This is a genomic window from Cupriavidus sp. CP313 (genome assembly GCF_054072015.1).
The window spans coordinates 1-22,619 of sequence record NZ_JBSVZB010000022.1 but is presented as its reverse complement, the minus strand read 5'-3'; the positions used below and the strand labels follow the sequence as shown (position 1 = coordinate 22,619).

The 22,619-nt window shown below is 63.7% G+C and carries 23 protein-coding genes; 12 read left to right on the top strand and 11 right to left on the bottom strand.

The genetic code is table 11. The features are described 5' to 3' along the window. The first annotated feature begins 32 nt into the window (after positions 1 to 32). From ACW4E8_RS26280 to ACW4E8_RS26270, 3 genes are read left to right on the top strand one after another with little or no spacing between them, the layout of a single operon-like run. Positions 33 to 821 carry an SDR family oxidoreductase gene (locus tag ACW4E8_RS26280; RefSeq protein WP_114132269.1) on the top strand — a complete coding sequence of 263 codons (789 nt, stop codon included), beginning with the start codon at positions 33 to 35 and terminating at the stop codon, positions 819 to 821. A gap of 58 nt (positions 822 to 879) precedes the next feature. Next, positions 880 to 1,272 (top strand): methylglyoxal synthase, encoded by a 393-nt coding sequence (locus ACW4E8_RS26275; protein WP_018312374.1) that lies wholly within the window; start codon positions 880 to 882, stop codon positions 1,270 to 1,272. A gap of 39 nt (positions 1,273 to 1,311) precedes the next feature. After that, on the top strand, positions 1,312 to 2,289 hold the full coding sequence (locus ACW4E8_RS26270; protein WP_456807197.1) for a quinone oxidoreductase family protein: 978 nt from the start codon (positions 1,312 to 1,314) through the stop codon (positions 2,287 to 2,289). 75 nt (positions 2,290 to 2,364) lie between these two features. Here the strand turns inward: ACW4E8_RS26270 and ACW4E8_RS26265 are convergent, their stop codons facing one another. The 6 genes from ACW4E8_RS26265 to ACW4E8_RS26240 form a co-directional block, all read right to left on the bottom strand. Beyond that, on the bottom strand, positions 2,365 to 2,658 hold the full coding sequence (locus ACW4E8_RS26265; protein WP_011614800.1) for a YkvA family protein: 294 nt from the start codon (positions 2,656 to 2,658) through the stop codon (positions 2,365 to 2,367). Between the two features lie 213 nt (positions 2,659 to 2,871). Then, complete coding sequence (locus tag ACW4E8_RS26260) at positions 2,872 to 4,017, bottom strand: BMP family ABC transporter substrate-binding protein (protein ID WP_456807196.1); 1,146 nt, start codon at positions 4,015 to 4,017, stop codon at positions 2,872 to 2,874. Between the two features lie 59 nt (positions 4,018 to 4,076). Then, positions 4,077 to 4,997, bottom strand: a complete 921-nt coding sequence (locus tag ACW4E8_RS26255) for an ABC transporter permease (protein WP_018312370.1) — start codon at positions 4,995 to 4,997, stop codon at positions 4,077 to 4,079. Positions 4,998 to 5,015: 18 nt separating this feature from the next. Continuing rightward, positions 5,016 to 6,125 carry an ABC transporter permease gene (locus tag ACW4E8_RS26250; RefSeq protein ID WP_456807195.1) on the bottom strand — a complete coding sequence of 370 codons (1,110 nt, stop codon included), beginning with the start codon at positions 6,123 to 6,125 and terminating at the stop codon, positions 5,016 to 5,018. Then, positions 6,118 to 7,680, bottom strand: a complete 1,563-nt coding sequence (locus tag ACW4E8_RS26245) for an ABC transporter ATP-binding protein (protein WP_456807194.1) — start codon at positions 7,678 to 7,680, stop codon at positions 6,118 to 6,120. The genes ACW4E8_RS26250 and ACW4E8_RS26245 overlap by 8 nt, the downstream gene beginning before the upstream one ends. A 317-nt stretch (positions 7,681 to 7,997) precedes the next feature. Beyond that, positions 7,998 to 8,930 carry a pirin family protein gene (locus tag ACW4E8_RS26240; RefSeq protein WP_456807193.1) on the bottom strand — a complete coding sequence of 311 codons (933 nt, stop codon included), beginning with the start codon at positions 8,928 to 8,930 and terminating at the stop codon, positions 7,998 to 8,000. A gap of 688 nt (positions 8,931 to 9,618) precedes the next feature. Between ACW4E8_RS26240 and ACW4E8_RS26235 the strand changes: the two genes are divergently transcribed. From ACW4E8_RS26235 to ACW4E8_RS26215, 5 genes are read left to right on the top strand one after another with little or no spacing between them, the layout of a single operon-like run. Next, positions 9,619 to 10,335 carry an ABC transporter permease gene (locus ACW4E8_RS26235; protein ID WP_456807192.1) on the top strand — a complete coding sequence of 239 codons (717 nt, stop codon included), beginning with the start codon at positions 9,619 to 9,621 and terminating at the stop codon, positions 10,333 to 10,335. A gap of 26 nt (positions 10,336 to 10,361) precedes the next feature. Next, entirely contained in the window at positions 10,362 to 11,297 is a 936-nt protein-coding gene (locus tag ACW4E8_RS26230) for a glycine betaine ABC transporter substrate-binding protein (protein WP_456807191.1), read from the top strand. A 10-nt stretch (positions 11,298 to 11,307) separates the two neighbouring features. Continuing rightward, entirely contained in the window at positions 11,308 to 11,958 is a 651-nt protein-coding gene (locus ACW4E8_RS26225) for an ABC transporter permease (RefSeq protein WP_018312364.1), read from the top strand. Continuing rightward, entirely contained in the window at positions 11,955 to 13,127 is a 1,173-nt protein-coding gene (locus ACW4E8_RS26220; RefSeq protein ID WP_456807190.1) for an osmoprotectant ABC transporter ATP-binding protein OsmV, read from the top strand. The genes ACW4E8_RS26225 and ACW4E8_RS26220 overlap by 4 nt, the downstream gene beginning before the upstream one ends. A 40-nt stretch (positions 13,128 to 13,167) precedes the next feature. Further along, on the top strand, positions 13,168 to 13,542 hold the full coding sequence (locus ACW4E8_RS26215; protein ID WP_456807189.1) for a hypothetical protein: 375 nt from the start codon (positions 13,168 to 13,170) through the stop codon (positions 13,540 to 13,542). Positions 13,543 to 13,742: 200 nt separating this feature from the next. On the opposite strand, the gene ACW4E8_RS26210 is transcribed toward ACW4E8_RS26215, so the two are convergent. Together ACW4E8_RS26210 and ACW4E8_RS26205 are read right to left on the bottom strand one after the other, a co-directional pair. Then, positions 13,743 to 14,900 (bottom strand): hypothetical protein, encoded by a 1,158-nt coding sequence (locus ACW4E8_RS26210; RefSeq protein WP_456807188.1) that lies wholly within the window; start codon positions 14,898 to 14,900, stop codon positions 13,743 to 13,745. Between the two features lie 216 nt (positions 14,901 to 15,116). Beyond that, the gene (locus ACW4E8_RS26205; protein WP_456807187.1) at positions 15,117 to 15,734 is read right to left on the bottom strand and encodes a hypothetical protein; all 618 of its coding nucleotides are present in this window, start codon (positions 15,732 to 15,734) and stop codon (positions 15,117 to 15,119) included. Between the two features lie 303 nt (positions 15,735 to 16,037). Here ACW4E8_RS26205 and ACW4E8_RS26200 point away from each other — a divergent pair, with 303 nt between their 5' ends. Further along, the gene (locus ACW4E8_RS26200) at positions 16,038 to 16,496 is read left to right on the top strand and encodes a hypothetical protein (protein ID WP_456807186.1); all 459 of its coding nucleotides are present in this window, start codon (positions 16,038 to 16,040) and stop codon (positions 16,494 to 16,496) included. A 1,532-nt stretch (positions 16,497 to 18,028) separates the two neighbouring features. Here ACW4E8_RS26200 and tcmP read toward each other — a convergent pair. Beyond that, positions 18,029 to 18,850, bottom strand: a complete 822-nt coding sequence (gene tcmP / locus ACW4E8_RS26195) for a three-Cys-motif partner protein TcmP (RefSeq protein ID WP_456807185.1) — start codon at positions 18,848 to 18,850, stop codon at positions 18,029 to 18,031. 153 nt (positions 18,851 to 19,003) lie between these two features. On the opposite strand from tcmP, the gene ACW4E8_RS26190 reads away from it, so the two are divergent. After that, the gene (locus ACW4E8_RS26190; protein WP_456807184.1) at positions 19,004 to 20,287 is read left to right on the top strand and encodes a three-Cys-motif partner protein TcmP; all 1,284 of its coding nucleotides are present in this window, start codon (positions 19,004 to 19,006) and stop codon (positions 20,285 to 20,287) included. 14 nt (positions 20,288 to 20,301) lie between these two features. On the opposite strand, the gene ACW4E8_RS26185 is transcribed toward ACW4E8_RS26190, so the two are convergent. Beyond that, positions 20,302 to 21,051: a DUF5131 family protein gene (locus ACW4E8_RS26185; RefSeq protein WP_456807183.1), complete on the bottom strand. Its 750-nt coding sequence runs from the start codon at positions 21,049 to 21,051 to the stop codon at positions 20,302 to 20,304. A gap of 241 nt (positions 21,052 to 21,292) precedes the next feature. Here ACW4E8_RS26185 and ACW4E8_RS26180 point away from each other — a divergent pair, with 241 nt between their 5' ends. Further along, positions 21,293 to 21,940 (top strand): hypothetical protein, encoded by a 648-nt coding sequence (locus ACW4E8_RS26180; RefSeq protein ID WP_456807182.1) that lies wholly within the window; start codon positions 21,293 to 21,295, stop codon positions 21,938 to 21,940. Next, positions 21,937 to 22,233, top strand: coding sequence for a hypothetical protein (locus ACW4E8_RS26175; protein ID WP_456807181.1), 297 nt, complete (start codon positions 21,937 to 21,939; stop codon positions 22,231 to 22,233). Before ACW4E8_RS26180 ends, ACW4E8_RS26175 begins: the two co-directional genes overlap by 4 nt. Positions 22,234 to 22,341: 108 nt before the next feature. Here ACW4E8_RS26175 and ACW4E8_RS26170 read toward each other — a convergent pair. After that, positions 22,342 to 22,619 (bottom strand): DUF6946 family protein (locus tag ACW4E8_RS26170; RefSeq protein WP_456807180.1); only part of this gene is annotated, 278 nt, incomplete at its 5' end.

The following is a 22,619-nucleotide window of genomic DNA, read 5'->3' as shown; positions in this document are numbered from 1 at the left end:
CCCGCCAAAGACAACAGACAAAGGAGAAAGACATGGATCTGGGACTGCGCGGCAAGCATGCGCTGGTATGCGGCGCCAGCAAGGGCCTGGGCTTTGCCTGCGCCGACGCGCTGGCGGCCGAGGGCGTTGACGTGGTGATCGTGGCGCGCGGCGCCGAGGCGCTGGAGAAGGCCGCTGCCGGCCTGCGCGCGCGCCATGGCCGCCGCGTGATCGCGGTGGCGACCGACATCACCACGCCCGAAGGCCGCAAGGCGGCGCTGGACGCCGTGGCCAAGCTGGGCGATCTCGACATCCTGGTGAACAACGCCGGCGGCCCGCCGCCGGGCAACTTCCGCGACTGGGAGCGCAGCGACTGGCTGGCCGCGCTGGACGCCAACATGCTGACCCCGATCGAGCTGATCAAGGCCACCGTCGACGGCATGATCGCGCGCAAGTGGGGCCGCATCATCAATATCACCAGCGGCGCGGTCAAGGCGCCGATCGACGTGCTGGGCCTGTCCAATGGCGCGCGCTCGGGCCTGACCGGCTTTGTCGCGGGCGTGGCGCGCGAAGTGGCGCAGCACGGCGTGACCATCAACAACCTGCTGCCGGGTCCGTTCAACACCGACCGCCTGCTCAAGACCATGGAAGGCGGGGCCAAGAAGGCTGGGCTGACCGTCGATGAGGTGGCGCAGCGGCGCGCCGCGGCGAACCCGTCGCGCCGCTTCGGCGAGCCGGCGGAGTTCGGCGCCACCTGCGCCTTCCTGTGCAGCCGCCATGCCGGCTACATCACCGGGCAGAACATCCTGCTCGACGGCGGCGCCTACCCGGGCACCTTCTGATTCCGCTGCTTTCTCCTGTTTCCTGACGTTCACCGACCCCCGCAACAAGGAACCCCTGATGACTCGCCCCCGCATCGCGCTGATCGCCCATGACCACAAGAAGGACGATATCGTCGCCTTCGCCACGCGCCACCGCGCCTTCCTCTCGCAGTGCGAGCTGCTGGCCACCGGCACCACCGGCGGGCGCCTGATCGACGAGGTCGGGCTGGAGGTGACGCGGATGCTGTCGGGGCCGTGGGGCGGCGACCTGCAGATCGGCGCGCAACTGGCTGTAGGCCAGGTGCGCGCCGTGGTGTTCCTGCGCGACCCGATGACGCCGCAGCCGCACGAACCCGATATCAACGCGCTGGTGCGCGCCTGCGACGTGCACAACGTGCCGTGCGCCACCAACGTGGCCACCGCCGAGCTGTTGATCGCCGGGCTGACGCGCGAGGCTGAAGCCGGCAACTGAATTCCCATCGATGCATCACCATAACGAGGAGCGACACAGATGAGCAAAGCCATCCGGATCGAGCAGACCGGCGGTCCCGAAGTCATGCAGTGGGTCGATGTCGAAGTGGGCGACCCCGGTCCCGGCGAAGTGCGCGTGCGCCATGAGGCGGTGGGCCTGAACTACATCGATGTCTATTTCCGCACCGGGCTGTACAAGCAGCCGCTGCCGGGCGGGCTGGGCATGGAAGGCGCCGGCGTGGTCGAAGCGGTGGGCGAGGGCGTGCGCCACGTCGCCGTGGGCGACCGCGTGGCCTACGCCGGCCGACCCACCGGCGCCTACGCGCAGGTGCGCGTGATGCCGGCCGATATCGTGGTGCGGCTGCCCGATGCGATCCCGTTCGACACCGCCGCGGCGATGATGCTGCAGGGCCTGACGGCGCAGTACCTGATCCGCGACAGCTACAAGGTGCAGCCGGGCGACACGGTGCTGCTGCATGCGGCCGCCGGCGGCGTCGGCCTGATTGCCAGCCAGTGGCTCAAGGCGCTGGGCGTGACCGTGATCGGCACCGTCGGCAACGACGAGAAGGCCGAGCTGGCGCGCGCCAACGGCTGCGCCCACACCATCGTCTACACGCGTGAGTCGTTCGTGGACCGCGTCAAGGAAATCACCAACGGCAAGGGCGTGCCGGCGGTCTATGATTCGATCGGCGCGGATACCTTCCGCGGCTCGCTCGACTGTCTGGCGCCGCGCGGCACCATGGTCAGCTTCGGCAACGCCTCAGGCCCGGTGCCGCCGTTCGACCTGTCGGTGCTGGGCAACAAGGGCTCGCTGCGGCTGACGCGCCCGACGCTGATGACCTACGTGGTGCACCGCGAACTGCTGGAGCCGATGGTGGCCGACCTGTTCGACGCCGTGGCCACCGGCAAGGTGAAGATCGACATCCGCCAGCGCTACGCGCTGTCGGAGGTGGCGCAGGCGCACCGCGACCTGGAATCGCGCAAGACCACCGGCTCGACCATCCTGCTGCCGAACTGAGCAATAGCCAGGCAGGCAAGCAAAAGCCCCGGGGCGGCAAGCGCTGCCCCGGGGCTTTGTCATTGGCCGATGCCGTCAGTGCGGCCGGACCGTGGTGGCGGTGGCGCGCGTCTGCGCCTGGCGCAGGATATGCGGCGGCAAGCGCTTCAGGATCAGGTGCACTGCCAGCGGAATCAGCACCACGTCATCGACAATGCCCAGGCCCGCGACCACGTCGGGAATCAGGTCGATCGGCGAGATTGCGTAGAGCAGCAGCCCGATGGCGGCGGGCTTGAGCCAGGGCGGCGCGTCCGGATGGCGCAGCGCGTACCAGAACAGGCGGCCGTCGCGGCGAACCAGCGTCCACAGGGCCGAAAATCGCTTCCACATGAGAGGCCTCCTTCACATTGCGGGCGCCGGTTACTGGCGCATGCACAGATAGCTTGGGCCGTTATTGCCGGCTTCAAGTTCCGCAAGGGAAGGGCGGTGCGGGGAGGGTGCCCGGAACGGGCGGCAGGGCGGGGAATTGTGGCGATTTCGCCCCCGCGCGGCGGAGGCGGGCGCCGCGCACCGTCACTGGCGCGCGGCTGGGCTGCGTGGCGATCAGCCCGGGATCTTGCCTTCCACGCCTTCGACGTAGAACTTCACGCCGTGCAGGAAGCCGTCGTCGGCCACCTGGTCCTTGGCCAGCTGTTCCTTGCCGGTGTTGTCCTTGATCGGACCCTTCCAGATCGGCGCGCTGCCGTCGGCGATGCCCTTCTTGCGCTCTTCGACCAGCGCCTTGACGTCAGCCGGCACGTCCGCGTTGAAGCCCTTCAGGTCGATCATGCCTTCCTTCAGGCCCCACCACGTGGTGCTGTTCTTCCACTGCTTGCTCAGCACGTCTTCCACCACTTTGTTGTAGTAGACGCCCCACGAGATCACCGACGCGGCCAGGTGGGCCTTGTCGCCGAACTTGCTCATGTCGCTGTCCCAGCCAAAGGCGTGCACGCCCTTTTCCTGCGCGGTCTGCACCACGGCGGCGGAGTCGGTGTTCTGCATCAGCATGTCAACGCCCTGGCCGATCAGCGTGGTGGCGGCTTCGCGCTCCTTGCCCGGATCGAACCACTTGTTGACCCACACCACCTTGACCGTGGCCTTGGGGTTGACGCTGCGCGCGCCCAGCGTGAACGAGTCGATATTGCGGATCACCTCGGGGATGGGCACCGATGCCACCACGCCCATCTTGCCGGACTTGCTCATCTTGCCGGCGACCACGCCCGCCAGGTAGGCGCCCTCATAGGTGCGCACGTCGTACTGGGCCAGGTTCTCCGCGGTCTTGAAGCCGGTGGCGTGCTCGAACTTCACGTCCGGAAATTCCTTGGCGACCTTGAGCATCGACTCCATGTAGCCGAAGGTGGTGCCGAAGATCAGCTTGTTGCCCTGGCTGGCCAGGTCGCGGAACACGCGCTCGGCGTCGGCGGCGGATTCGGGCACGTTCTCGACGAAGGTGGTCTTGACCTTGTCGCCGAACTTCTCTTCCACGGCCTTGCGGCCATTGTCATGCGCGAAGGTCCAGCCGGCATCGCCGACCGGCCCGATATAGACGAAGGCGACCTTGAGCGGCTCGGCCTTCTGCTCGGCCGCGGGCGCCGGGGCCGTGCCTGCCGTCTCGGCAGGCTTGTCGGCCTCTTTCTTGCCGCAGCCCGCGAGGGCCAGCACGGCGGTGGCGGCCAGGGCCGCCAGGGTCTTCCTGCGCGTGACGATCATGATTTCTCCTTGTGATGAATTGTTGGTAGCTCGGGGATTTCCGTCAAAAAACTCGAGGCTCAGGCATTGCCGGGCCGGAAGGGCTTGCCCAGCGAGGCCGGCATGTTCAGCCGGATCCAGGCCGGATTGCGGGAGATCAGCGCCAGCACCACGATGGTGGCCGCGTACGGCAGCATCGACAGGAACTGCGACGGCACCGACACGCCGATCCCTTGCAGGTAGAACTGCAGGATGGTCACGCCGCCGAACAGCCACGCGCCCACCAGCACACGGCCCGGGCGCCAGGTGGCGAAGGTGGTCAGCGCCAGCGCGATCCAGCCGCGGCCGGCGACCAGGTTCTCGACCCACATCGGCGTGTACACCAGCGACAGGTAGGCGCCCGCCAGCCCGCAGCAGGCGCCGCCGAACAGCAGCGCGCCAAAGCGGATGGTGCGCACCGGGTAGCCCAGCGCGTGCGCCGATTCCGGCGCTTCGCCGATCGCGCGCAGCGTCAGCCCCGCGCGCGTGCGGAACAGGAACCACATGATGGCAAAGCACAGCAGCAGGCTGAAATACACCATCCAGTGATGCTGGAAGAAGGCTGGCCCGAAGAAGGGAAGGTCGGCCAGGCCGGGCACGGCCTTGGCCTGCGCCGGCATGGCGTGGCCGACAAAGCGCTGGCCCATGAAGGCCGACAGGCCGGTGCCGAAGATCGACAGCGCCAGCCCGGTGGCGACCTGGTTGGTGGCCAGCACCAGCGCCAGCCATGAGAACAGCGTGGCCATCAGCATGCCGGCGAGCGCGCCGGCGGCAAAGCCGAGCAGCGGCGACTGGGTCTGGTAGCCGACCATGAAGCCGGCCACCGCGGCCACCAGCATCATGCCTTCGGCGCCCAGGTTGAGCACGCCCGAGCGTTCGTTGATCAGCAGGCCGAGCGCGGCCAGCAGCAGCGGCGTGCCGGCGTTGATGGCGGTGGCGATGAGGGGAGCGAGTTGTTCCATATTGTTCTGTAGCTCCGCTCAGGCCGTGGTGGCGCGCCAGCGCAGGCGGTTTTCGATCAGCGTGTCGCAGGCCAGCAGGAAGAACAGCAGCATGCCCTGGAACACCCAGCCAATGGCCGACGGCAGGCCCAGGCGCGACTGCGCCATCTCGCCGCCGATATAGAACAGCGACATCATGATGCCGCCGAAGACCGTGCCGACCGGATGCAGCCGGCCGATAAAGGCGACGATGATGGCGGTGAAGCCGTAGCCCGGCGAGATCGACGGCAGCAGCTGGCCGATCGGGCCGGTCACTTCGAACGCGCCCGCCAGGCCGGCCGTCGCGCCCGAGATCAGCAGCGCACTCCACAGCGCGTTGCGCGCCGAGAAACCCGCGTAGCGCGCCGCCGCAGGCGCGGTGCCGCCCACCTGCAGCCGATAGCCCGCGAAGCTGCGGAACACGAACACGGTCATCACCGCCACCAGCACCAGCATCACGGCAAAGCCGGCATGCAGGCGCGAACCCGACATCAGGTTGGGCAGCAGGTACTCGGACGAGAACACCTTCGACTGCGGGAAGTTCATGCCGTTGGGATCCTTCAGCGGCCCGTTGACCACCCACAGCAGCAGTTGCTGCGCGATATAGGTGAGCATCAGCGAGACCAGGATCTCGTTGGCGTTGAACCTGTCCTTGAGCACTGCCGTGAGCGAGGCCCACAGCATGCCGCCGATCATGCCGGCCAATGAGGCCAGCACCAGCACCACGGTGCCGTTCATGGCCTGGCCCGGCACATCGAAGTAAAGCACGGTGGCGCCGGCGCAGATGCCGCCGGCAACCAGCTGCCCGTCGGCGCCGATATTCCACACGTTGGCGCGGTAGCAGACCGACAGGCCGAGCGCGCACAGCACCAGCGGCACGGTCTTGAGCAGCACCTCGCCGATGGCGCGCTGGTCGCGCAGCGGATCGGCCAGGAAGACCTTGAGCGCGGCTACGGGGTCCTTGCCGAGCACCAGGAACAGCAGCGCGCCGAACAGGAGCGTCAGCGCCAGTGCGATCACCGGCGAGGCATAGGCCATCGTGCGCGAGGGCAGGCCACGCGGCGCCAGTGAGAGGGGGGAGCGGGGCAGCAGTTGTCGCACATCAGCCATGGCTTGCCTCCTCCGCGCCGGATTGCGCCTGGGCGGGCCCGCCTTCCCAAAGTCCGCTCATCCACAGGCCGACCTGCTCACGCGTGGCGGTCTCGGTCGGCACCGAGGGCGACAACCGGCCCTTGGCGATCACGTGCAGCCGGTCGCAGATCGCGAACAGCTCATCGAGCTCTTCCGACACCACCAGGATGGCGCAGCCGGTGGCCTTCAGCGCCAGGATCTCGTTGTGGATCTGCGCGGCGGCGCCCACGTCCACGCCCCAGGTCGGTTGTGCCACGATCAGTACCTTCGGGCCGCTTTCGATCTCGCGGCCGACAATGAATTTCTGCAGGTTGCCGCCGGAGAGGCTGCGCGCCAGCGCCTCGGGGCCGCTGGCCTTGACGCGGAAGCGGTTGATCACCGCCGCGGCCAGCCCGGTGGCGGCCTTGGGCGAGATCATGCCCCGCCGCACGTAGGGCCGCGTCTGGTGCGACAACAGGATATTGGTGGCCAGGCTCATGCCCGGCACGGCGCCGCGGCCCAGGCGTTCTTCCGGCACGAAGGCCAGGCCGGCGCGGCGGCGCTGGCGTGCATCGCGCTTGCCCACCAGCTTGCCGCCGAGCTGCACCGATACGTTGGTCGCGCGCGTGTCTTCGCCCGACAGCGCTGCCAGCAGTTCCTGCTGGCCGTTTCCGGAGACCCCGGCAATGCCGACGATCTCGCCCGCATGCACGTCCAGCGAAATTCGGTTCAGCTCGGTGGCGAAGGCATGCGCGCGCGGCAGCGACAGCTCCTGCACGCTCAGTCGCACCGGGCCGCGAAAGGCAATCACGCGCGTCTCGCGCGGGGGCTCGCCGCCGATCATCAGCCGCGACAGCGACGCCGCGGTTTCCTGGCGCGGATCGCACACGCCGGTGACCTTGCCCATGCGCATCACGGTGGCCTGATGGCACAGCGCGCGGATCTCGTCGAGCTTGTGGCTGATGTAGAGGATGCTGGTGCCTTCGGCGGCCAGCTGGCGCAGCGTGACGAAGAGTGTTTCCACTGCCTGGGGCGTCAGCACCGAGGTGGGTTCGTCCAGGATCAGCAGCTGCGGATTGGCCAGCAGTGCGCGCACGATCTCCACGCGCTGGCGCTCGCCGACCGATAGCGTATGCACGTGACGGTTCGGCTCCAGCGGCAGGCCGTAGCGCTCGGCGGTAGCGCGGATGCGCTCGGCCAGCTGTTTCATGTTGCCTTGCTGTCCCGCGGGCAGGCCGAGCGCGATGTTCTCGGTCACGGTCAGCGTGTCGAACAGCGAGAAATGCTGGAACACCATGGCGATGCCCAGGTTGCGGGCGTCGTGCGGGCTGTTGATGGTGACCGGCGCCCCGTTGAAGTGCATCTCGCCGGCATCCGGACGGACCGCGCCAAAGATGATCTTCATCAGGGTGGACTTGCCTGCGCCGTTTTCACCCAGCACGGCATGGATCTCGCCGGGAGCGACGCTGAGGCTGACGTCGTCATTGGCGACGACGCCCGGGTAGCGCTTGCTGATATGGGCCAGCGCCAGCCTGGGAGGGAGTTGTGATGTCACTGAGGCGGCTCGGGTTGTTGTGGTGGCAGCAACGTGGGATGAGTCAACAGCACGGCAGTGCGTGGCGCAGCATCGCCGCGACGCATTGCAGCATTCATCATGGTCTGGTGATGCCCGATATTGGTGATGAATTATATAAGTGACAGGGAGCCGGGCGGGCCGATTCCGGCGTCATTCCAGTCCCTGCAACGGTTTGGGGGTGGTTGCAAGTCGCGTGCCGACCACAGCACGAAAAAAAGCCGCCGGCCCTTGCGGGGCCAGCGGCTGGACTGGAGCGGCAGCAGCGGGCGGCCAGGGCGGCCGCTCGCAGGCAGGGCTCAGGCGTCGATGGTGGCGGCGCTGGTGGCGAAGCGCCCGTCGCGGAAGTCTGCCAGCGTCTGGTAGATCTGCTCCTGCGTGTTCATCACGAACGGCCCGTACTGCGCGATCGGCTCGTTCAGCGGCTGCCCCGCGATCAGCAGGAAGCGCGCGTCGGCCTCGGCCCTGACGATGACGCCGTCAGACTGGCCGGCGTTGTCCAGCACGCCCATGCGCTGGGCCTCGACCACGGCGCGGTCGTCGCCGCTGCCGATCGAGACCTCGCCCCGGTACACGTAGACAAACGCGTTGTGCCCGGCCGGCAGCGCCTGCGCAAAGGTCTGGCCGGCCGGCAGGTGCACGTCCAGGTAGACCGGCTCGGTCACCGGGCGCGTGATCGCGCCGGCCACGCCGTGCGTGGCGCCCGCTAGCACGCGCACCGCGCCGCCGTTCTCCAGCGCCACCGTCGGGATCGCGGCGGCGGGCAGGTCGCGGTACCACGGCGCGGTCATCTTGTCCGCGGCCGGCAGGTTCAGCCACAGCTGGAAGCCTTCCATGCGGCCGTCTTCCTGCTCGGGCATTTCCGAGTGGACCACGCCGGCGCCCGCCACCATCCACTGCGCGCCGCCGTTCTGCAGCAGGCCCTCGTTGCCGGCGCTGTCGCGATGGCGCATGCGCCCGGCCAGCATGTAGGTGATGGTCTCGAAGCCGCGGTGCGGGTGATCGGGGAAGCCGCCGATGTAGTCGTCCTTGCTGTCGGTGCCGAAGGCATCGAGCATCAGGAACGGGTCCAGCCGGCGCTGCAGGTTCTGCGTCAGCACGCGGGTCAGCTTGACGCCGGCGCCGTCCGAGGTGGCGATGCCCCGCACCACGCGGTCCACGGCGCGCGAGCGTTGCACGGTTTCCGCGGCGGCGGCGGGAACGGTGGCGAGGGTGGTAGTAAGGGTGTCCATGTCTTTCTCCTGTGGGCGGGGCCCGCGCGGCAATGGCCAGACCGGGTTCCCGTCGTTTCAGCTACCTCGTCAATTTAGTGGTTTGGCGGGGAAAGAGTAGAGGGTCGCCGGGCAACAGATTGTTCTGCTGGCGTAACAATGGGCTGCGCTGGTTGTTGCGATTTCAGAACGATGCGGGCGGTCGCGGTGTGGCGCTTAATGCATGTCTTGCATGCCGTCCCAATGCCGCCAATTCGCGCCAGATCGGCGCAGGAATGCCGGAAGAAAGCGGGAAGATGACAAGATCGATGAAGATCGCTATAATAGCGGTCTCTTTGTCATCCGTTGAAGCGAGATGCGGGGTTGGAAAAACCTCGCCAGCCCTTGCCAGTCAACGGCCGATGGACCGGCGGCGCGTCGGAAAACTTCAATACTTGCGCTGCCACTGGCCAACCGATCGCAACATGCTTGCGTCGCCGGTTGCGCCGCTTCAGGGACTGCCATCCAACCCGGCATCCCGTCAATCGGACTTCCCGCCCACGGCGGAGGAATCCACAGACCGTCCGCCGGCAATCGTGCCGGTCATGGCGGCAATGCAATCTGAACCGGGCCTGGTGGCGCCTCTTCTCCGCACGCACCAGCCCATATTGTTTTCCATCGCCGGGAAGTGGCGTGCTGCGCGCTTTTCGGTTTCGGAAAAGGGGAGAGTATGTCAAAGCAATCGGCACGGGCCTTCGCCTGGGCAGGACTGACGCTGGCCGCGCTGGCCGCACTGGTGGCATGGATCGGCATCGATGTGATCCGCCAGTACCAGGAGCGCCTGGTTTATGACGTGGCCGACCACCTGCGCCTGGTGGTGTTGTCCATGGCGCTGGCGCTGGCCACCGGCATCCCGGCCGGCATTGCGCTGAGCCGCCCGTGCATGCGCCGCTGGGCCGACCGCCTGATGCAGGTCTTCAACGTGGGCAATACCGTGCCGTCGCTGGCGGTGCTGGCGCTGGCCCTGGCCGTGCTCGGCATCGGCGAGCGGCCCGCCATCCTGGCGCTGTGGCTGGCCTCGCTGCTGCCGATCGTGCGCAACACCTATGAAGGGCTGCGCACCGTGTCGCCCACGCTGCTGGAAGCGGCGCGCGGCATCGGCATGACCCCGGTGCAGCGCCTGGTGCGCGTGGAACTGCCCAACGCACTGCCGGTGATGCTGGCCGGCATCCGCATCGCCCTGGTCATCAACGTGGGCACGGTGCCGCTGTCGTTCCTGATCGGCGCCAACAGCCTGGGCGAGCTGATCTTCCCGGGCATCTACCTGAACAACCAGCCGCTGCTGCTGCTGGGCGCTGCCGCCACGGCGCTGCTGGCGCTGGCACTGGACGCGCTCTTTGCCGCCGCCGGCCAGCTGTACCTGCGCCGCCGCGGCCTGGCGCGCTGACCTTGGGGACCGAAATGGAAAACCAGATGCAATTCATCCGCCGCCGTGCCCGGCGCGTCGCCCTGGTGGTGGCTGCCGTCACCGCTTTCGCGGCGGGCCTAGCGCTGGCCACTGCGCCTGAAGCGCATGCCGAGGCCACGCCGATCCGCGTGGGCGGCAAGAATTTCACCGAGCAGCTGCTGCTGTCGTCGATGACTTCGAAGTACCTGCGCGCCAAGGGCCTCACCACCGAACTGACCGCCGGCCTGGGCAGCACGCTGATGCGCCAGGCGATGGAGAGCAACCAGCTCGACGTGGTGTGGGACTACACCGGCACCGCACTGATCGTGTTCAACAAGGTCCAGGAAAAACTGGGCGCCAGGGAAAGCTACGAGCGCGTCAGGCAGATGGACGGCGCGCGCGGGCTGGTGTGGCTCGATGCCTCGAACATCAACAACACCTATGCGTTGGCGATGCCGAAGGAACGCGCGGCGGCCAGCGGCGTGACCACGCTGTCGGGCTTTGCCGAGCAGATGCGCAAGGCAGGCCCCGACACCAGCCATCCGTTCGCGGTCGACATGGAATTCGCCGCGCGCCCGGACGGGCTGGAGCCGCTCAAGGCGCTGTACAAGCTGCCGTTCTCGCGCCGCGACGTGATCCAGCTCGACCCGGGCCTGGTCTACACCGCACTCAAGAACAACCAGGTCGAGCTGGGCCTGGTCTATGCCACCGACGGCCGCGTCAAGGGTTTCGACCTGGTGCTGCTGGAAGACGACCTGCACTTCTTCCCGCCGTACAACGCCGTGCCGGTGGTGCGCAAGCCGGTGCTGGACCAGCACCCGGAACTGGCGGGCCTGCTCAATGCGCTGGCGGCCAAGCTCGACAACCAGAGCATGACCGACATGAACTACAAGGTGGACATCGGCCAGCAGCCGGTGGACAAGGTCGCGGAGGATTTCCTGCGCAGCCACGGACTGATCTGAGGAGGGCCGCATGGACTTGTTCTCTTACCTGCAGCACAGCTGGCCCACGCTGCTGAAAATGACCGGCGAGCACCTGGCGCTGGTGGGCTCGGCCGTGGGGCTGGCGATCCTGATCGGGGTGCCGCTGGGCATCGTGATCACGCGCTTCCGGGCGCTGGCCACGCCGCTGCTGGCGCTGGCCACGATCGTGCTGACGCTGCCGTCGATCGCGCTGTTCGGGCTGATGATCCCGGTGTTTGCGCGCTTCGGCCATGCGCTGGGCTACGTGCCCGCGGTGACGGCGGTGTTCCTGTACTCGCTGCTGCCGATCATGCGCAACACCTACACCGCGCTGGCCAATGTCGACCCCGGCATCCAGGAAGCGGGGCGCGGCATCGGCATGACCACCTGGCAGCGCATGCGACTGGTGGACCTGCCGCTGGCGGTGCCGGTGATCCTTGGCGGGGTGCGTACCGCCGTGGTGATGAATATCGGGGTTGCCACCATTGCCGCCATCATCGGCGCGGGTGGCCTTGGGGTGCTGATCCTGCAGGCGATCAGCCAGAGCAACATGAGCAAGCTGGCCGTGGGCGCGGTCCTGGTCAGCCTGCTTGCCATCGTGGCGGACGCCTTCCTGCAGTGGCTGCAGCGGGCGCTGACGCCGAAAGGAATCCGGCTATGATCGAACTCGACCAACTCACCAAGTCCTTCCCGCAGAAAGACGGCACCGAAACGCGCGCGGTCGACGCCGTGTCGCTGACGGTGCCGCGCGGCGAGATCTGCGTTTTCCTTGGCCCCTCGGGCTGCGGCAAGACCACCACGCTGAAGATGATCAACCGGCTGATCGAGCCGACCTCGGGCACGGTGCGCATCGAGGGCGAGGACACGCGCGGCCTTGACGGCGTGACCCTGCGCCGCAAGATCGGCTACGTGATCCAGCAGATCGGCCTGTTCCCCAACATGACCATCGAAGAGAACATCATGGTGGTGCCGCGCCTGCTCGGCTGGGACAAGAAGCAATGCCGCGAGCGCGCACGCGAGCTGATGGCGATGGTGCAGCTCGACCCCAACCGGCTGCTGACGCGCTATCCGCGCGAGCTCTCCGGCGGCCAGCAGCAGCGCATCGGCGTGATCCGCGCGCTGGCGGCCGACGCGCCGCTGCTGCTGATGGACGAGCCCTTCGGCGCGGTCGACCCGATCAACCGCGAGAGCATCCAGAATGAATTCCTGCAGATGCAGCGCCAGCTCGGCAAGACCGTGATCATGGTCTCGCACGACATCGATGAGGCCATCAAGCTGGCCGACAAGGTGGCGGTGTTCCGCCGCGGCAAGCTGGTGCAGTTCGACCACCCCGACGCGCTGCTGGCGCATCCGGCCGATGAGTTCGTGCAGGCCTTCGTCGGCCATGACAACACCCTCAAGCGCCTGCTGCTGGTGCGCGCCGGCGATGCGGCCACCATGCCGCCGAGTTGCCGCCCCGACATGCCGCTGGCCGAAGCGCTGGGCGTGATGGACGATGCCGACGTGCGCCACCTGCCGGTGGTGGACGACGCCCAGGTCGCGCTGGGCTACGTCACGCGCCGCGATGCGCGCTCGGGCCAGGGCCAGTGCAGCGACGTGATGCGCCCGTTCGCCGTCACTGCGGCCTTCGACGAGCACCTGCGCATCGTGCTGTCGCGCATGTACCAGCACAACACCAGCTGGCTGCCGGTGATGGATGCGGACGGCGGCTACCTGGGCGAAGTCACGCAGGAATCCATCGCGGGCTACCTGAGCTCCGGCCGTTCACGTGGGCAGGCGGCGATGATGCCTGCGGCAGCCGCACCGGCGCCGCTGCGCGCGGCCGCCTGAGGCCAGGGCAGGGCGGCGGCATCCGCGCTATGCTTTACGCATGCTTCGCTACTGCCGCTCGCCGCTGTGCCTGGTCGTCGAAACCCGCTGGCTGATCCCGCGCGGGTTTGACGGCTTTACGCCCGGCCCGCTGATCCTGCTGCGGCCCGGCGCCAGCGACGCGCTGATCGAGCATGAGAAGGTCCATGTGCGCCAGTTCTGGCGCAGCTGGGGGCTGATGGGCGTGCTCTACCTGGCCAGCCGGCGCTGGCGTTTGCGTTATGAAGTCGAGGCCTATCGCGAGCAGCTCAGGCACAGTCCGCCGGGCGCGGCACACGGGCTCGCGCGCGTGCTGGCGTGTAAGTACCGGCTTAAGATTTCAGAGGCCGACGCGTACCACCTGCTGACGCAAGACCTGCACGACGATCCCAAATGAAAACGGCCCGCACCGGTTGACTGGTGCGGGCCGTTTGCTGTCTGGCGGAAGCGGTGAGATTCTCCCGTAGTGCCACTAAATCGCTGTAAATTCAACAGGTTAGCGTGGTCGTGTGAGGGCATTTTGGCACACCTTCCCGGCACACACAAGCCCATTCGCTGCGAGTTGCTCGTTGGCCGGGGCCAGTGAGGTCGGCGGTGTCAATCGACATGATTGGCACCGCTATCGAACGGTCCATCGACTTCCTCCCACCTTCCAGCCACGGTCGGGTCCAACCAGTCCGCCGCACGTCGAATCCAGTTGCCGTCGACCGCGCCGTCCCATGCCGCCAAGTGCTTGCTCTCGAAGACGTCGGCAAGGGCCCGCAGCCGATTGGCGCGCTCCAGTTGTGCAGACCATTCCTCGACCGTCTTGAGGCGTGCCTGTGCCAGTTGGCGCACCTCGGCTTGCCGGCGCAGTTCGGCCGCTTGGACCGCGGCGAGGGCTTGGCGCTCTGCGGCTAGTTCGGCCTTTACCTGGTGCCGCACGGCCAGTTCGCGTAGGCGTTCCACGAACGCGGCGACGCGAGTTTCGACGCGGCTAGCCGCGCTGTCGCCGATTCGCGCCAGTTCCCGGTAGCCATCGACCTCCGTCGCGGCAATGTCAAAATCCCCGGTTGGATGCTGCTTGTACTGTGGCCGGTAGAGGTTGAACCCGGCTTCGGCGTTTTGCCGTTCCTGTTCCGGCGACAGTGGAAGCGTCTCCCGACGGGCTCTTTCCCGAATGCGAAAGGAGAGGTCGAGTTGCAGAATGGACACGGATGCGCGACTCTTCCCCTTGCCGTGGGATGACAAGGCGTAGCCGGCGGCCAGCATTGATTCCAGTACAAGATTCAGAAGCAACACCGCCCGCAAACTGTTCACACTGGATGTGGAAGCTGCCATCAGGCCCGGGCCGTCGCAAGCGCGCCATGCTTCGGTATCTTTGCCTTTGCCCTGCAGGCGTTGCGCCACGCGCCGTGCCAGCGGCAGACAATCGTCGAGGGACGTCCGCAATGGAACGGTCGCTGGTTTGGCCCGGTGGGGTAGGTCCTGTTCGAGGCGCTCCTGATACCTCGCGTCCAATTCTTCGTCCACATACTGAGAGCGCCGGTAGCTGGTCGCGCCGTCCGTCGGTTCCAGCCGAGGCCTTTCCACGGCCTTGCCGGCGGCGACCTTCGCCCAATAGCCCGCCGGGGGAATTGGCACGTCGAGGGCTCGGCAAATCTTCCGCAGGCCGACATCGGAAATCGCATAGCACTTGGCGACTCGGGTGACAGGCTCTGCCCAAACCTGCTCATATAGCTTCTCGCGTTGAAAATCGGTGTACTGCCAAGGCATCGCGTCCTCACAGTAGGGGCGAGCGCTCGTGTCGGGCACGAATGGATACGAGCAGCATCGATTTTCATGCGTCCGGCATCCGAGCGCGTTCTTTGTTTATTCGTCGCGGTTGTGGTCGACTTGCTGCGCAATTGACTGAGGGCTTGCTGGCCAGTCGGCAGCTTGGGTTCGCATCCCGCCGGCACTGCCGGCGGTTTTCATTTTTGTCGACGCGGATTAGGCAGCTTCGCGCGGAGGCGGTAGGAGGTGCTGCCCAAACTGATGCATCAATTCCTCAATCCGTCGGTGCGATGTGCTACGGAAATGAGGGGTCGCTGCAAGAAGTACGTCCTTGCCGAACAGCTTGCCACGGACCGGCCCTCGTAGCAGCTCGGTCGTCGAGATGCCAGACAGTTCGGCAAGAAACTCATAGGCTGGAACGCTGTGTACGAGGATGGCGTCGGGACGAACGGCATCGAGCAAAAATTCGAAAATCTTGGTGCTTTTCGCCTCTTTGTGTAGACTCTGCGCGGTCTTAGAAGGCGTCGCGTACAGGTTCGTTTCCAGGCACTTGAAAGGCGCGGCTGCTGCCGAAGCCACGTTAATGGCTCGCCGCGTATGGCGGAACTTCCCGTTATTCGCCTCGAGGTAGTCTTCAATGAACCGACTGTAATGAAAGCCCGCGCCGGGTTGCCAGTAGTCCCAGAAGGGTTCGGGAGACTCCGAGGCACTGTTGATACCAGCGATGACGATGCGACAGTCCAGCGGGGACCCCTCACAGACAAATGGACGAGAGGCCGTCGGGTGAGCGTCCAAAAGAGAATGCAGGCGGCGTTCGAAGTCAGCGAGAGGCATGGCGCGCTATAGACATGGGTTTTGGAAAGCCGATTCTATGGCTGTGCCACTCGAAGTGTTTTAGGGCCAATCCCGATTGCATGCCAATTTTTGGGTTTCAGCGAACAGTCGACTCTCGGCGTTGTGAGCGGATGCGAGAGCGACGCAAGTCAGCGAGATTCGACGTCGACCAGTTTGAAGTGTATTGCACGGACCCATTGTAAAATCGCATCTCGGCGAGCGCGTCCCTCTTTGCATTCGTACCGAGAGGCCGGTCCTTAGCCTGCCGACAGACGCTTCGTGCAACGTTTAACGGAGAAGAGCATGCGTGATATAGCGCAGCAGATTGCGGCGGTAATGTGTGACAGCGACAGCAAGCTGGACCGACAAGCGTGGCTGCAGGAGGAGGCATATCACTTGGCCTTGAGAATCGCCGGTCTGGACGAGATTCCCGCGGCAGCGCTTTTGCCGCTCGCGCAACTCGCTGCTAACGGTGAAATGGACGTGTCGAAATTATTGGTGGCAACCGGCCTCGAAAACCCTGAGCTGGAAGAGTATCTGGAAGCCCTATGTGAGTTACGGTTCGCCGAGACAACGTGGAATGGTTATAAGGCGACTCGGTCGGGAGAAGATGCCTTTAAGGCGGTCGGCAGTCAGATTGTTGTCCGGGTGCGGTATGAAATGAAGCGAAGGTTCGAAGCGTACGATTTCCTCTACCAACAACTTAATGAGCTCTCGCCTTCAGGCCAAGGCAACAGCGATGACGACGCTGTCCAAGAATAGCGTGGGAACGCACCGACCGCCTTCGAGTCACGGAGCCCTTCGCGAGGTAATTTCTCCCTTTATGAAGCGGACTTCTTCAGGTCGGAGGTGTGCCTGGCTTCCGCCATGCATCGGCAGAAAGGCGCGGTCGCAATTGTTCCTGGTCGACCTGTGTTAAGAACCGTCCGATTCTGCCGTCAATCTTCATAAGGTCAGGACAGGCTGAAGTTGCATCCCTGCTACCGCCCACGCGCCACCCTGGCCGCGTGGGTATTTTTTCTGAAGAGATGGGGCGCGGCCGGTTTGTGGGTACTGAACAGTCAACGCGCAACTATCACAGGTTGGAGTGTGGTGTTGGGTGAAGTGCCGAAGGGGAAGGCTTACGGGCCAGCTGCGGGCTGTGCGTCTCGACCATCGTGAGAACATCGCAGCCAAGCGTGGCGTAGTCTTCTGGCGGTCCTGTAACGTTGGCGAATCCCCCCGGCCGATTCGGGTACCCGCGCTAGCAGAACAAAGGAGTTAGACCGCCTGCGCCTCCAATACCCCAAACGGGGGATTCTCGGAGTCAAACATTCTCGCCAGACTTGAGAGGGGAGCAAGACTGATTAGCAATGCGAGAAAAATGAAAACAAACGGGGTCACAAGATTTCTCTGGCGTATCGTGGTAGCTACCTTACTGGCGGGATGCGTCCCTCCTCGGCAGTATGCATGGCAACGACAGGGTGTCGACCGAGAGGAATCTGCGACGGCGCTAGCCGAGTGCCGATATCAGGTGCGGCTCAATAAATTGGCCCCGACCGAGCAAGGTGCTGCGGTAAACGACTGCATGCTCAGCAAGGGCTTCCGGTGGCGCCCGGTCGTCTGAGAACCATCCAAAGCTTGTAAGGGGGGCAGATGCCACTGCCAAACGGCGTCTCACCGACCGGTGAAATTCAGTCCATCTGCCCCTCGGCAGGTTGGCTAGGTAATCGAGGTACGTTGCATGATGCCAACGGCGTCATTGTCCGGCCGTGGCAACGCAAGGCTTGGGTTACGTGCCTATTGTCATATAAGGGCCGAAACCGAAAGCCCCTCATGCAGCCAGGTCGCTACACAGAGCTCTTCTTTTTGGACGATGCAACGGCACGGGCTGCCGGACATCGCCCTTGTGGTGAGTGTCGTCGGGACGATTACAACAGTTTCAAGCGTGCCTGGGTGCTTGGCAACAAGCGACCTGACTCCACGACCATTGCGGAAATCGACCTGGCAATGCATGTGGAGCGGACCGGTGCCAAGGATGGTGCCGATTGGTCTCGTGAACTTGGCACGCTTCCCCCAGGGGTCTTGGTAATCTGGGGTGGAAAGCCTCACCTTTGGACCGGTACCTCGCTCCTGGAATGGGGCCAGAATGGCTACGCTGGTGGCAAGTCCACCTGGCTTGCCACCTCAGTGGTCCAGCTGATAACGTCACCGTCAGTGACGCAGGCCATCGCCGCAGGGTATCGCGTTCGTACGCACGAGCCAGCTTGCTAATTTGCTCAACGTGCGGCCTCATGGCGCGTGCAACGCTTCTACTAGTCGGCATCCGAAAATAATCGGCCCTGCCCGCGCTCTGGCCTCCCGACATCGTTCCAAAGTCTCTCGGCCAAATCATGCCGACTCAGGTGTATCAGTCGGTAGAGCGGCCCGCGCTTCCGATTGATGAAAATGGGCTTCGCGTCTGCAATCCGCATTTTCGTCAAGTCAACAACAAGTTGCTCCCAGTAGTCGAGGAAGGCGGCAACGCGATTTCGGACAGGCAGTTTATCCAGAGCCACGGAATCCCGCCAGCCGGGAGCCGCGGCCTCAAGCCTGGAGTCACTTGCATTGAACTCCTTGCCAATATTGCGCTGGACATCCATCACGCTGAAGTGAAGCAGGATGTCCATGTTGTTTTGTGTGGCGAGCTTCCGAATTATCGAGAAATCGAGATGCTCGATATTGAACGGGTCGACGAACGCGAGATGTAAACCGTTTGGCAATATCGAAAGCACTTCGTCAATCGTGCGCGATGCCGGCCCCGTGAAGCCTTGTACGGTAGCCCCGAGCGACCGAAGGCGTGTTGCGCATGCCTCGACGTAGCCACTGTTCAGGTCCCCAATGTACATCGCACTGAAGGCGGCATTTCGCTGGATGGATGTTCGCCAGGCCAACAAAGCACCGCCATCGTGGATGACCCCCGTGTCTCGTTCAATTACGCGGCCCGGCCCGGAGAATAGGTCGATATAGGACGAGTAGCCGAATTTCCGACGTGCCGCGCGAGAAGCGTCGACATAGCGCGCGAGAGCGTCGTGCTTTTCTCTCGCCCAGCCGCCTACCTCCATAACCGGCAGTCCGTCCACTGGGTCAACTATCACGGGAGTGTTTCTCATCGTTGGCTTTAGAAAATGGCCAGGCCCTATCTGGGCGAGAACGACTTTCGGTCTCGTCTATCGCATTCTACATAAGTTCGCCTTTCCATTACGACGGCCTAAACCTGCTATGCTGTGGCGCAAGTATCAGTCCCCAAAATGCTCACTATGGCCAAGAACGGCGACAAATACGAATGGGTTATCGGTACTCCCCCTCCGGTGCTTGACCAGCATAGTGCGGTCAAGCATTCAATCGTGGGAGGCTATGTTCGCCGCTATATCGAGACGGTCATGGCGCCGGCAACGATTCCAAGACTCACCTTGACCTTGGTTGACGGGTTCTCAGGTGGTGGTGCCTATCTTGATGAGACTGGCAACGGTGTCGTTGACGGAACCCCACTTATCATGCTGCGTTCCGTACTTGAGGCGCGTGCGGAGTTAAACGTTGGGCGGCGTCACCGCCCCCGTGAAATTGATGCGGAGTTCTTCTTCATCGATAAGAATCCGCAGACGGTTGAATACTTGAAGTGGTGGATATCGTGCCGCCGTGAAGATGGCGCTGTCGCCAATCAAGACTACCGGAACGCCCATGTAAGAAGCGCCGCGTTCCTCACGGAATTGCCTGACATCGTCCAGCGAATCAAGGCTAGAAAGGGCGGGGGGCGCGCCATTTTTTTGCTAGACCAGTACAACTATCATGCCATTCCGATGAGCACACTGAGGTGGCTCATGAGCGAGCTTCCCGGTGCAGAAATTATCCTCACGTTCAATGTCGACGCGCTGGCAACCTTCTTGAGCGACAGTGCGGTGAACCGCAAGCCCCTGCGGTACATTAACCTCGAAGACTACGTGCCGTGGGACCGACTGAAATGGATGAAGACCCAGCAAGATTGGCGTACAACGTTGCAACGTCACCTCGCGCATGGTATCAAGAAGGAAACCGGTGCGCCCTACATGACGCTATTCTTTGTCCGGCCGTTCCAGGCGAACGCCTGGAGTTACTGGCTGGTCCACCTGTCACAGCGTTATCGGGCCCACGATGTGATGAAGCAGCTCCACTGGGAACATTCGAGCGAATTTGGGCATGAGTTGGAGCCTGGCCTGTTCATGCTGGGCTACAACGCCAGGAGGGACGAAGAATATAGTGGTCAAAGTTCTATCGCATTCGGCCCCACCAGTGAAGAGCTTTGTATTGACCAACTCGCGACTCACTTTGCCAGGCAGCTTGCTACGGTTCAGGCCCCGGTGACGGTAAAGCAATTGTTCGAAACCAATATCACAAACACAATGGCGGACGAGTCCCGACTACAGGCCGTCATCAATCGCCTGCACCGGTCTAGGGAAATCATAGTGTCCTCCTCCGAGGACAGGGTACGTCGACCGTCGAAAGTCTACCGTGCGACTGATATTGTCGAATATTCTCCGCAAATCATCCTGACTTGACGTTGGCGACTTGGTCAGACCAAGGCTATAGGTTCTGGCATTGCGTCCCACGTCCTGCCATCCAATAGCCGCCCGTTTGCCTTCTTTGAGCGCCGGATGCCGTCGGCACCCCAGCCGCCCCATTGCTTGAAGAAGAAGAGGGAGCCTTGTTGCTCGCACTGCTGCTGGATTCGCTCCACCCAAGCTCGCTTCATCGGGCGGGCATTGGGTCCCGATTCACCGCCGACGATTACCCAATCTATGTTACGGAGATTCAGTCTGCCGAGGTCTTCGAGCAAAGGTTCGATGGACAGGAAGCGGATTCCCGCATTCACGTTGCGCAGCAGGTCAATACGGGGCACGCCATGCCGCTTATCCTCCACGGAGACGCCTAGCCAGGCGTTCAACGGAATCTCGTTGCGGGTGCAATAGGTGGCGAGTCGCTCGGCACGCTTCGTTAGAATTTGAAATGTGTGTTGCGGGCAGGAGCGGATGACGTCAAACACCCGGGCAATATACTTATCAGGCACGGACTGGTGAAACAGGTCCGACATGGAGTTGACAAAGTAGATTGTCGGCTTGGCGCGGCGGAAGGGCTCCTCTAAGCGGCTCTCCAGCAGCGTCAGCTTAAAACCGTTTTCGTATCCAGGCGTTCCCATAGCCTGCAAGCGATGTGACATCACCTCGGCGTAGCAGTTCTTGCACCCCTGCGAAATCTTCGTGCAGCCGACGGTGGGGTTCCACGTTCGCTCGGTCCACTCAATCTTGCTCTGGCCCCCGCTCATCGCTCGCTCCTATTAGGCAGAAGCGAAATTGTACATGGGGCGCATCGCCGCGTTTCAACTGCCTTCGATTGCCCCTTTCGATACAGGGGCGATGCTGACTGAGAATCGACCATAGTCTTGCTAAACCTTACTCGTGGGGACTCCAGTGCCACGAACTACCCAGCTGCATCGGTGCTACCGATTTATCACGGGTCCCTATACGTGAAGCGCCACACTGGCGTTCTCAATAGGACAAAAGATTATGCTTTCAGAACCCGTTGCACATGGTGACGCGCTCGTCATCCCTGCGAGAATCATGGCCCCGACCGAGCTGACAGAGGCACTTGCAGAGAAGCTGCAACTCCAGCAATTGCTAGCAAACGCGGGCTGGTGCATTTGTGGGGATATGTCTAGTCGGATGTTTGACGCGCTATCTCAGCTTAGCGAAGCACCGCCGATTCGCTTCACTGGATTTGCTGGCAGCAGGGGTGGAAACTACGCCGCAATAACGCATCAGGTACAAAGCTGTCAGCATCGATTCCTACTGCCCTTGTACGACGAAAAGGTTGGGGGATTCCTGCGGTCACTGGAGGAGAGCCTCTTTCAGGTCTCACTCGGTCGACAAGGTCAGGAAAATGCGTTGGTGCTTCGCGGCGAGTGCCCGTGGAGCCATGTAGTGCCGCTCATAGAGATGCTCCAGCATCCTTCAGACATAAGCGCATCGTCTGCTACTTTGGAATTGAAGGAGGTGCTGGCGGCGCTCGCGCGGTTTGACGCCATACCTAGCAATGACATTGAAACTGCGGTGGATGACTTGAGCATCTCCTTTGTGTTGCCGGAGAAGCTCATCCTCAACCATGCTCAAAAGGCCGGCCGCCCCGCCTCAAAGAGAGTGGAGAGTCTGTCATGAAGGTTCATACGCCGGGCGGGTTTCCGACCACGAGTGGATACTGCAACTTCAAGGTCCTCCTCAACGGGGCTGATGCACCGGTAGCGGTTGTAGAAGCGGCCGGCGTGGCGGAGGCCGGGGAGTTTTTTGAGGCCATCCGTCCATTGGTCGGTGTCGAATGCCATGCCCCTGTCCGCCTTGAACCGATGCTGGGGATGCAAGTCGGGGTGCCGCGATTCGGTAGACCGTATTTGCAGATGCTAGTCGTGAAGGCGGAATGGGAAAGAGGTCAAGCAGGACATGTGGGCCACTAAACGGGCGTCAGGTAGACGGATTTGATTCCAACAGGCGACCTCTCAGTGGGTCGCCTGACTGCTGAGTATCTCTTAGATGGATGGGCTGCGAGGGGGGGAGCCTTGTCGCTAGCGGGTGAGGTACTCGGCGGCACCGCAGACCCAGCCGAGGTGCAGCGTGACCCCACCAACTCGCTTCGCCATATGTACCCGATTGAGTTCGGCATTGATACCAAACAACGCAGCGAACGCCTGGTAGTCCTCAAACCACTCGTGCGTCTGGCTGAATGAGTGCACAAGCATCAGTGCATGGCCGGTGGAGCGGCCCCCTGAATCGCCGGACACAGTCCCCCACTTACAATAGCGGGTAGGCATACGACTGTGTTTATGACTAAAACGAAGCAGGA

What these genes read in the sequence shown, in the direction of transcription:
- ACW4E8_RS26200 (WP_456807186.1), top strand. Translation starts at nt 16,038, where the DNA reads ATGCGTGATATAGCGCAGCAGATTGCGGCGGTAATGTGTGACAGCGAC.
- ACW4E8_RS26205 (WP_456807187.1), bottom strand. Translation starts at nt 15,734, where the DNA reads ATGCCTCTCGCTGACTTCGAACGCCGCCTGCATTCTCTTTTGGACGCT.
- ACW4E8_RS26215 (WP_456807189.1), top strand. Translation starts at nt 13,168, where the DNA reads ATGCTTCGCTACTGCCGCTCGCCGCTGTGCCTGGTCGTCGAAACCCGC.
- ACW4E8_RS26255 (WP_018312370.1), bottom strand. Translation starts at nt 4,997, where the DNA reads ATGGAACAACTCGCTCCCCTCATCGCCACCGCCATCAACGCCGGCACG.
- ACW4E8_RS26220 (WP_456807190.1), top strand. Translation starts at nt 11,955, where the DNA reads ATGATCGAACTCGACCAACTCACCAAGTCCTTCCCGCAGAAAGACGGC.
- ACW4E8_RS26230 (WP_456807191.1), top strand. Translation starts at nt 10,362, where the DNA reads ATGCAATTCATCCGCCGCCGTGCCCGGCGCGTCGCCCTGGTGGTGGCT.
- ACW4E8_RS26265 (WP_011614800.1), bottom strand. Translation starts at nt 2,658, where the DNA reads ATGTGGAAGCGATTTTCGGCCCTGTGGACGCTGGTTCGCCGCGACGGC.
- ACW4E8_RS26190 (WP_456807184.1), top strand. Translation starts at nt 19,004, where the DNA reads ATGCTCACTATGGCCAAGAACGGCGACAAATACGAATGGGTTATCGGT.
- ACW4E8_RS26175 (WP_456807181.1), top strand. Translation starts at nt 21,937, where the DNA reads ATGAAGGTTCATACGCCGGGCGGGTTTCCGACCACGAGTGGATACTGC.
- ACW4E8_RS26270 (WP_456807197.1), top strand. Translation starts at nt 1,312, where the DNA reads ATGAGCAAAGCCATCCGGATCGAGCAGACCGGCGGTCCCGAAGTCATG.
- ACW4E8_RS26225 (WP_018312364.1), top strand. Translation starts at nt 11,308, where the DNA reads ATGGACTTGTTCTCTTACCTGCAGCACAGCTGGCCCACGCTGCTGAAA.
- ACW4E8_RS26235 (WP_456807192.1), top strand. Translation starts at nt 9,619, where the DNA reads ATGTCAAAGCAATCGGCACGGGCCTTCGCCTGGGCAGGACTGACGCTG.
- ACW4E8_RS26210 (WP_456807188.1), bottom strand. Translation starts at nt 14,900, where the DNA reads ATGCCTTGGCAGTACACCGATTTTCAACGCGAGAAGCTATATGAGCAG.
- ACW4E8_RS26275 (WP_018312374.1), top strand. Translation starts at nt 880, where the DNA reads ATGACTCGCCCCCGCATCGCGCTGATCGCCCATGACCACAAGAAGGAC.
- ACW4E8_RS26280 (WP_114132269.1), top strand. Translation starts at nt 33, where the DNA reads ATGGATCTGGGACTGCGCGGCAAGCATGCGCTGGTATGCGGCGCCAGC.
- ACW4E8_RS26250 (WP_456807195.1), bottom strand. Translation starts at nt 6,125, where the DNA reads ATGGCTGATGTGCGACAACTGCTGCCCCGCTCCCCCCTCTCACTGGCG.
- ACW4E8_RS26240 (WP_456807193.1), bottom strand. Translation starts at nt 8,930, where the DNA reads ATGGACACCCTTACTACCACCCTCGCCACCGTTCCCGCCGCCGCCGCG.
- ACW4E8_RS26180 (WP_456807182.1), top strand. Translation starts at nt 21,293, where the DNA reads ATGCTTTCAGAACCCGTTGCACATGGTGACGCGCTCGTCATCCCTGCG.
- ACW4E8_RS26260 (WP_456807196.1), bottom strand. Translation starts at nt 4,017, where the DNA reads ATGATCGTCACGCGCAGGAAGACCCTGGCGGCCCTGGCCGCCACCGCC.
- ACW4E8_RS26185 (WP_456807183.1), bottom strand. Translation starts at nt 21,051, where the DNA reads ATGAGCGGGGGCCAGAGCAAGATTGAGTGGACCGAGCGAACGTGGAAC.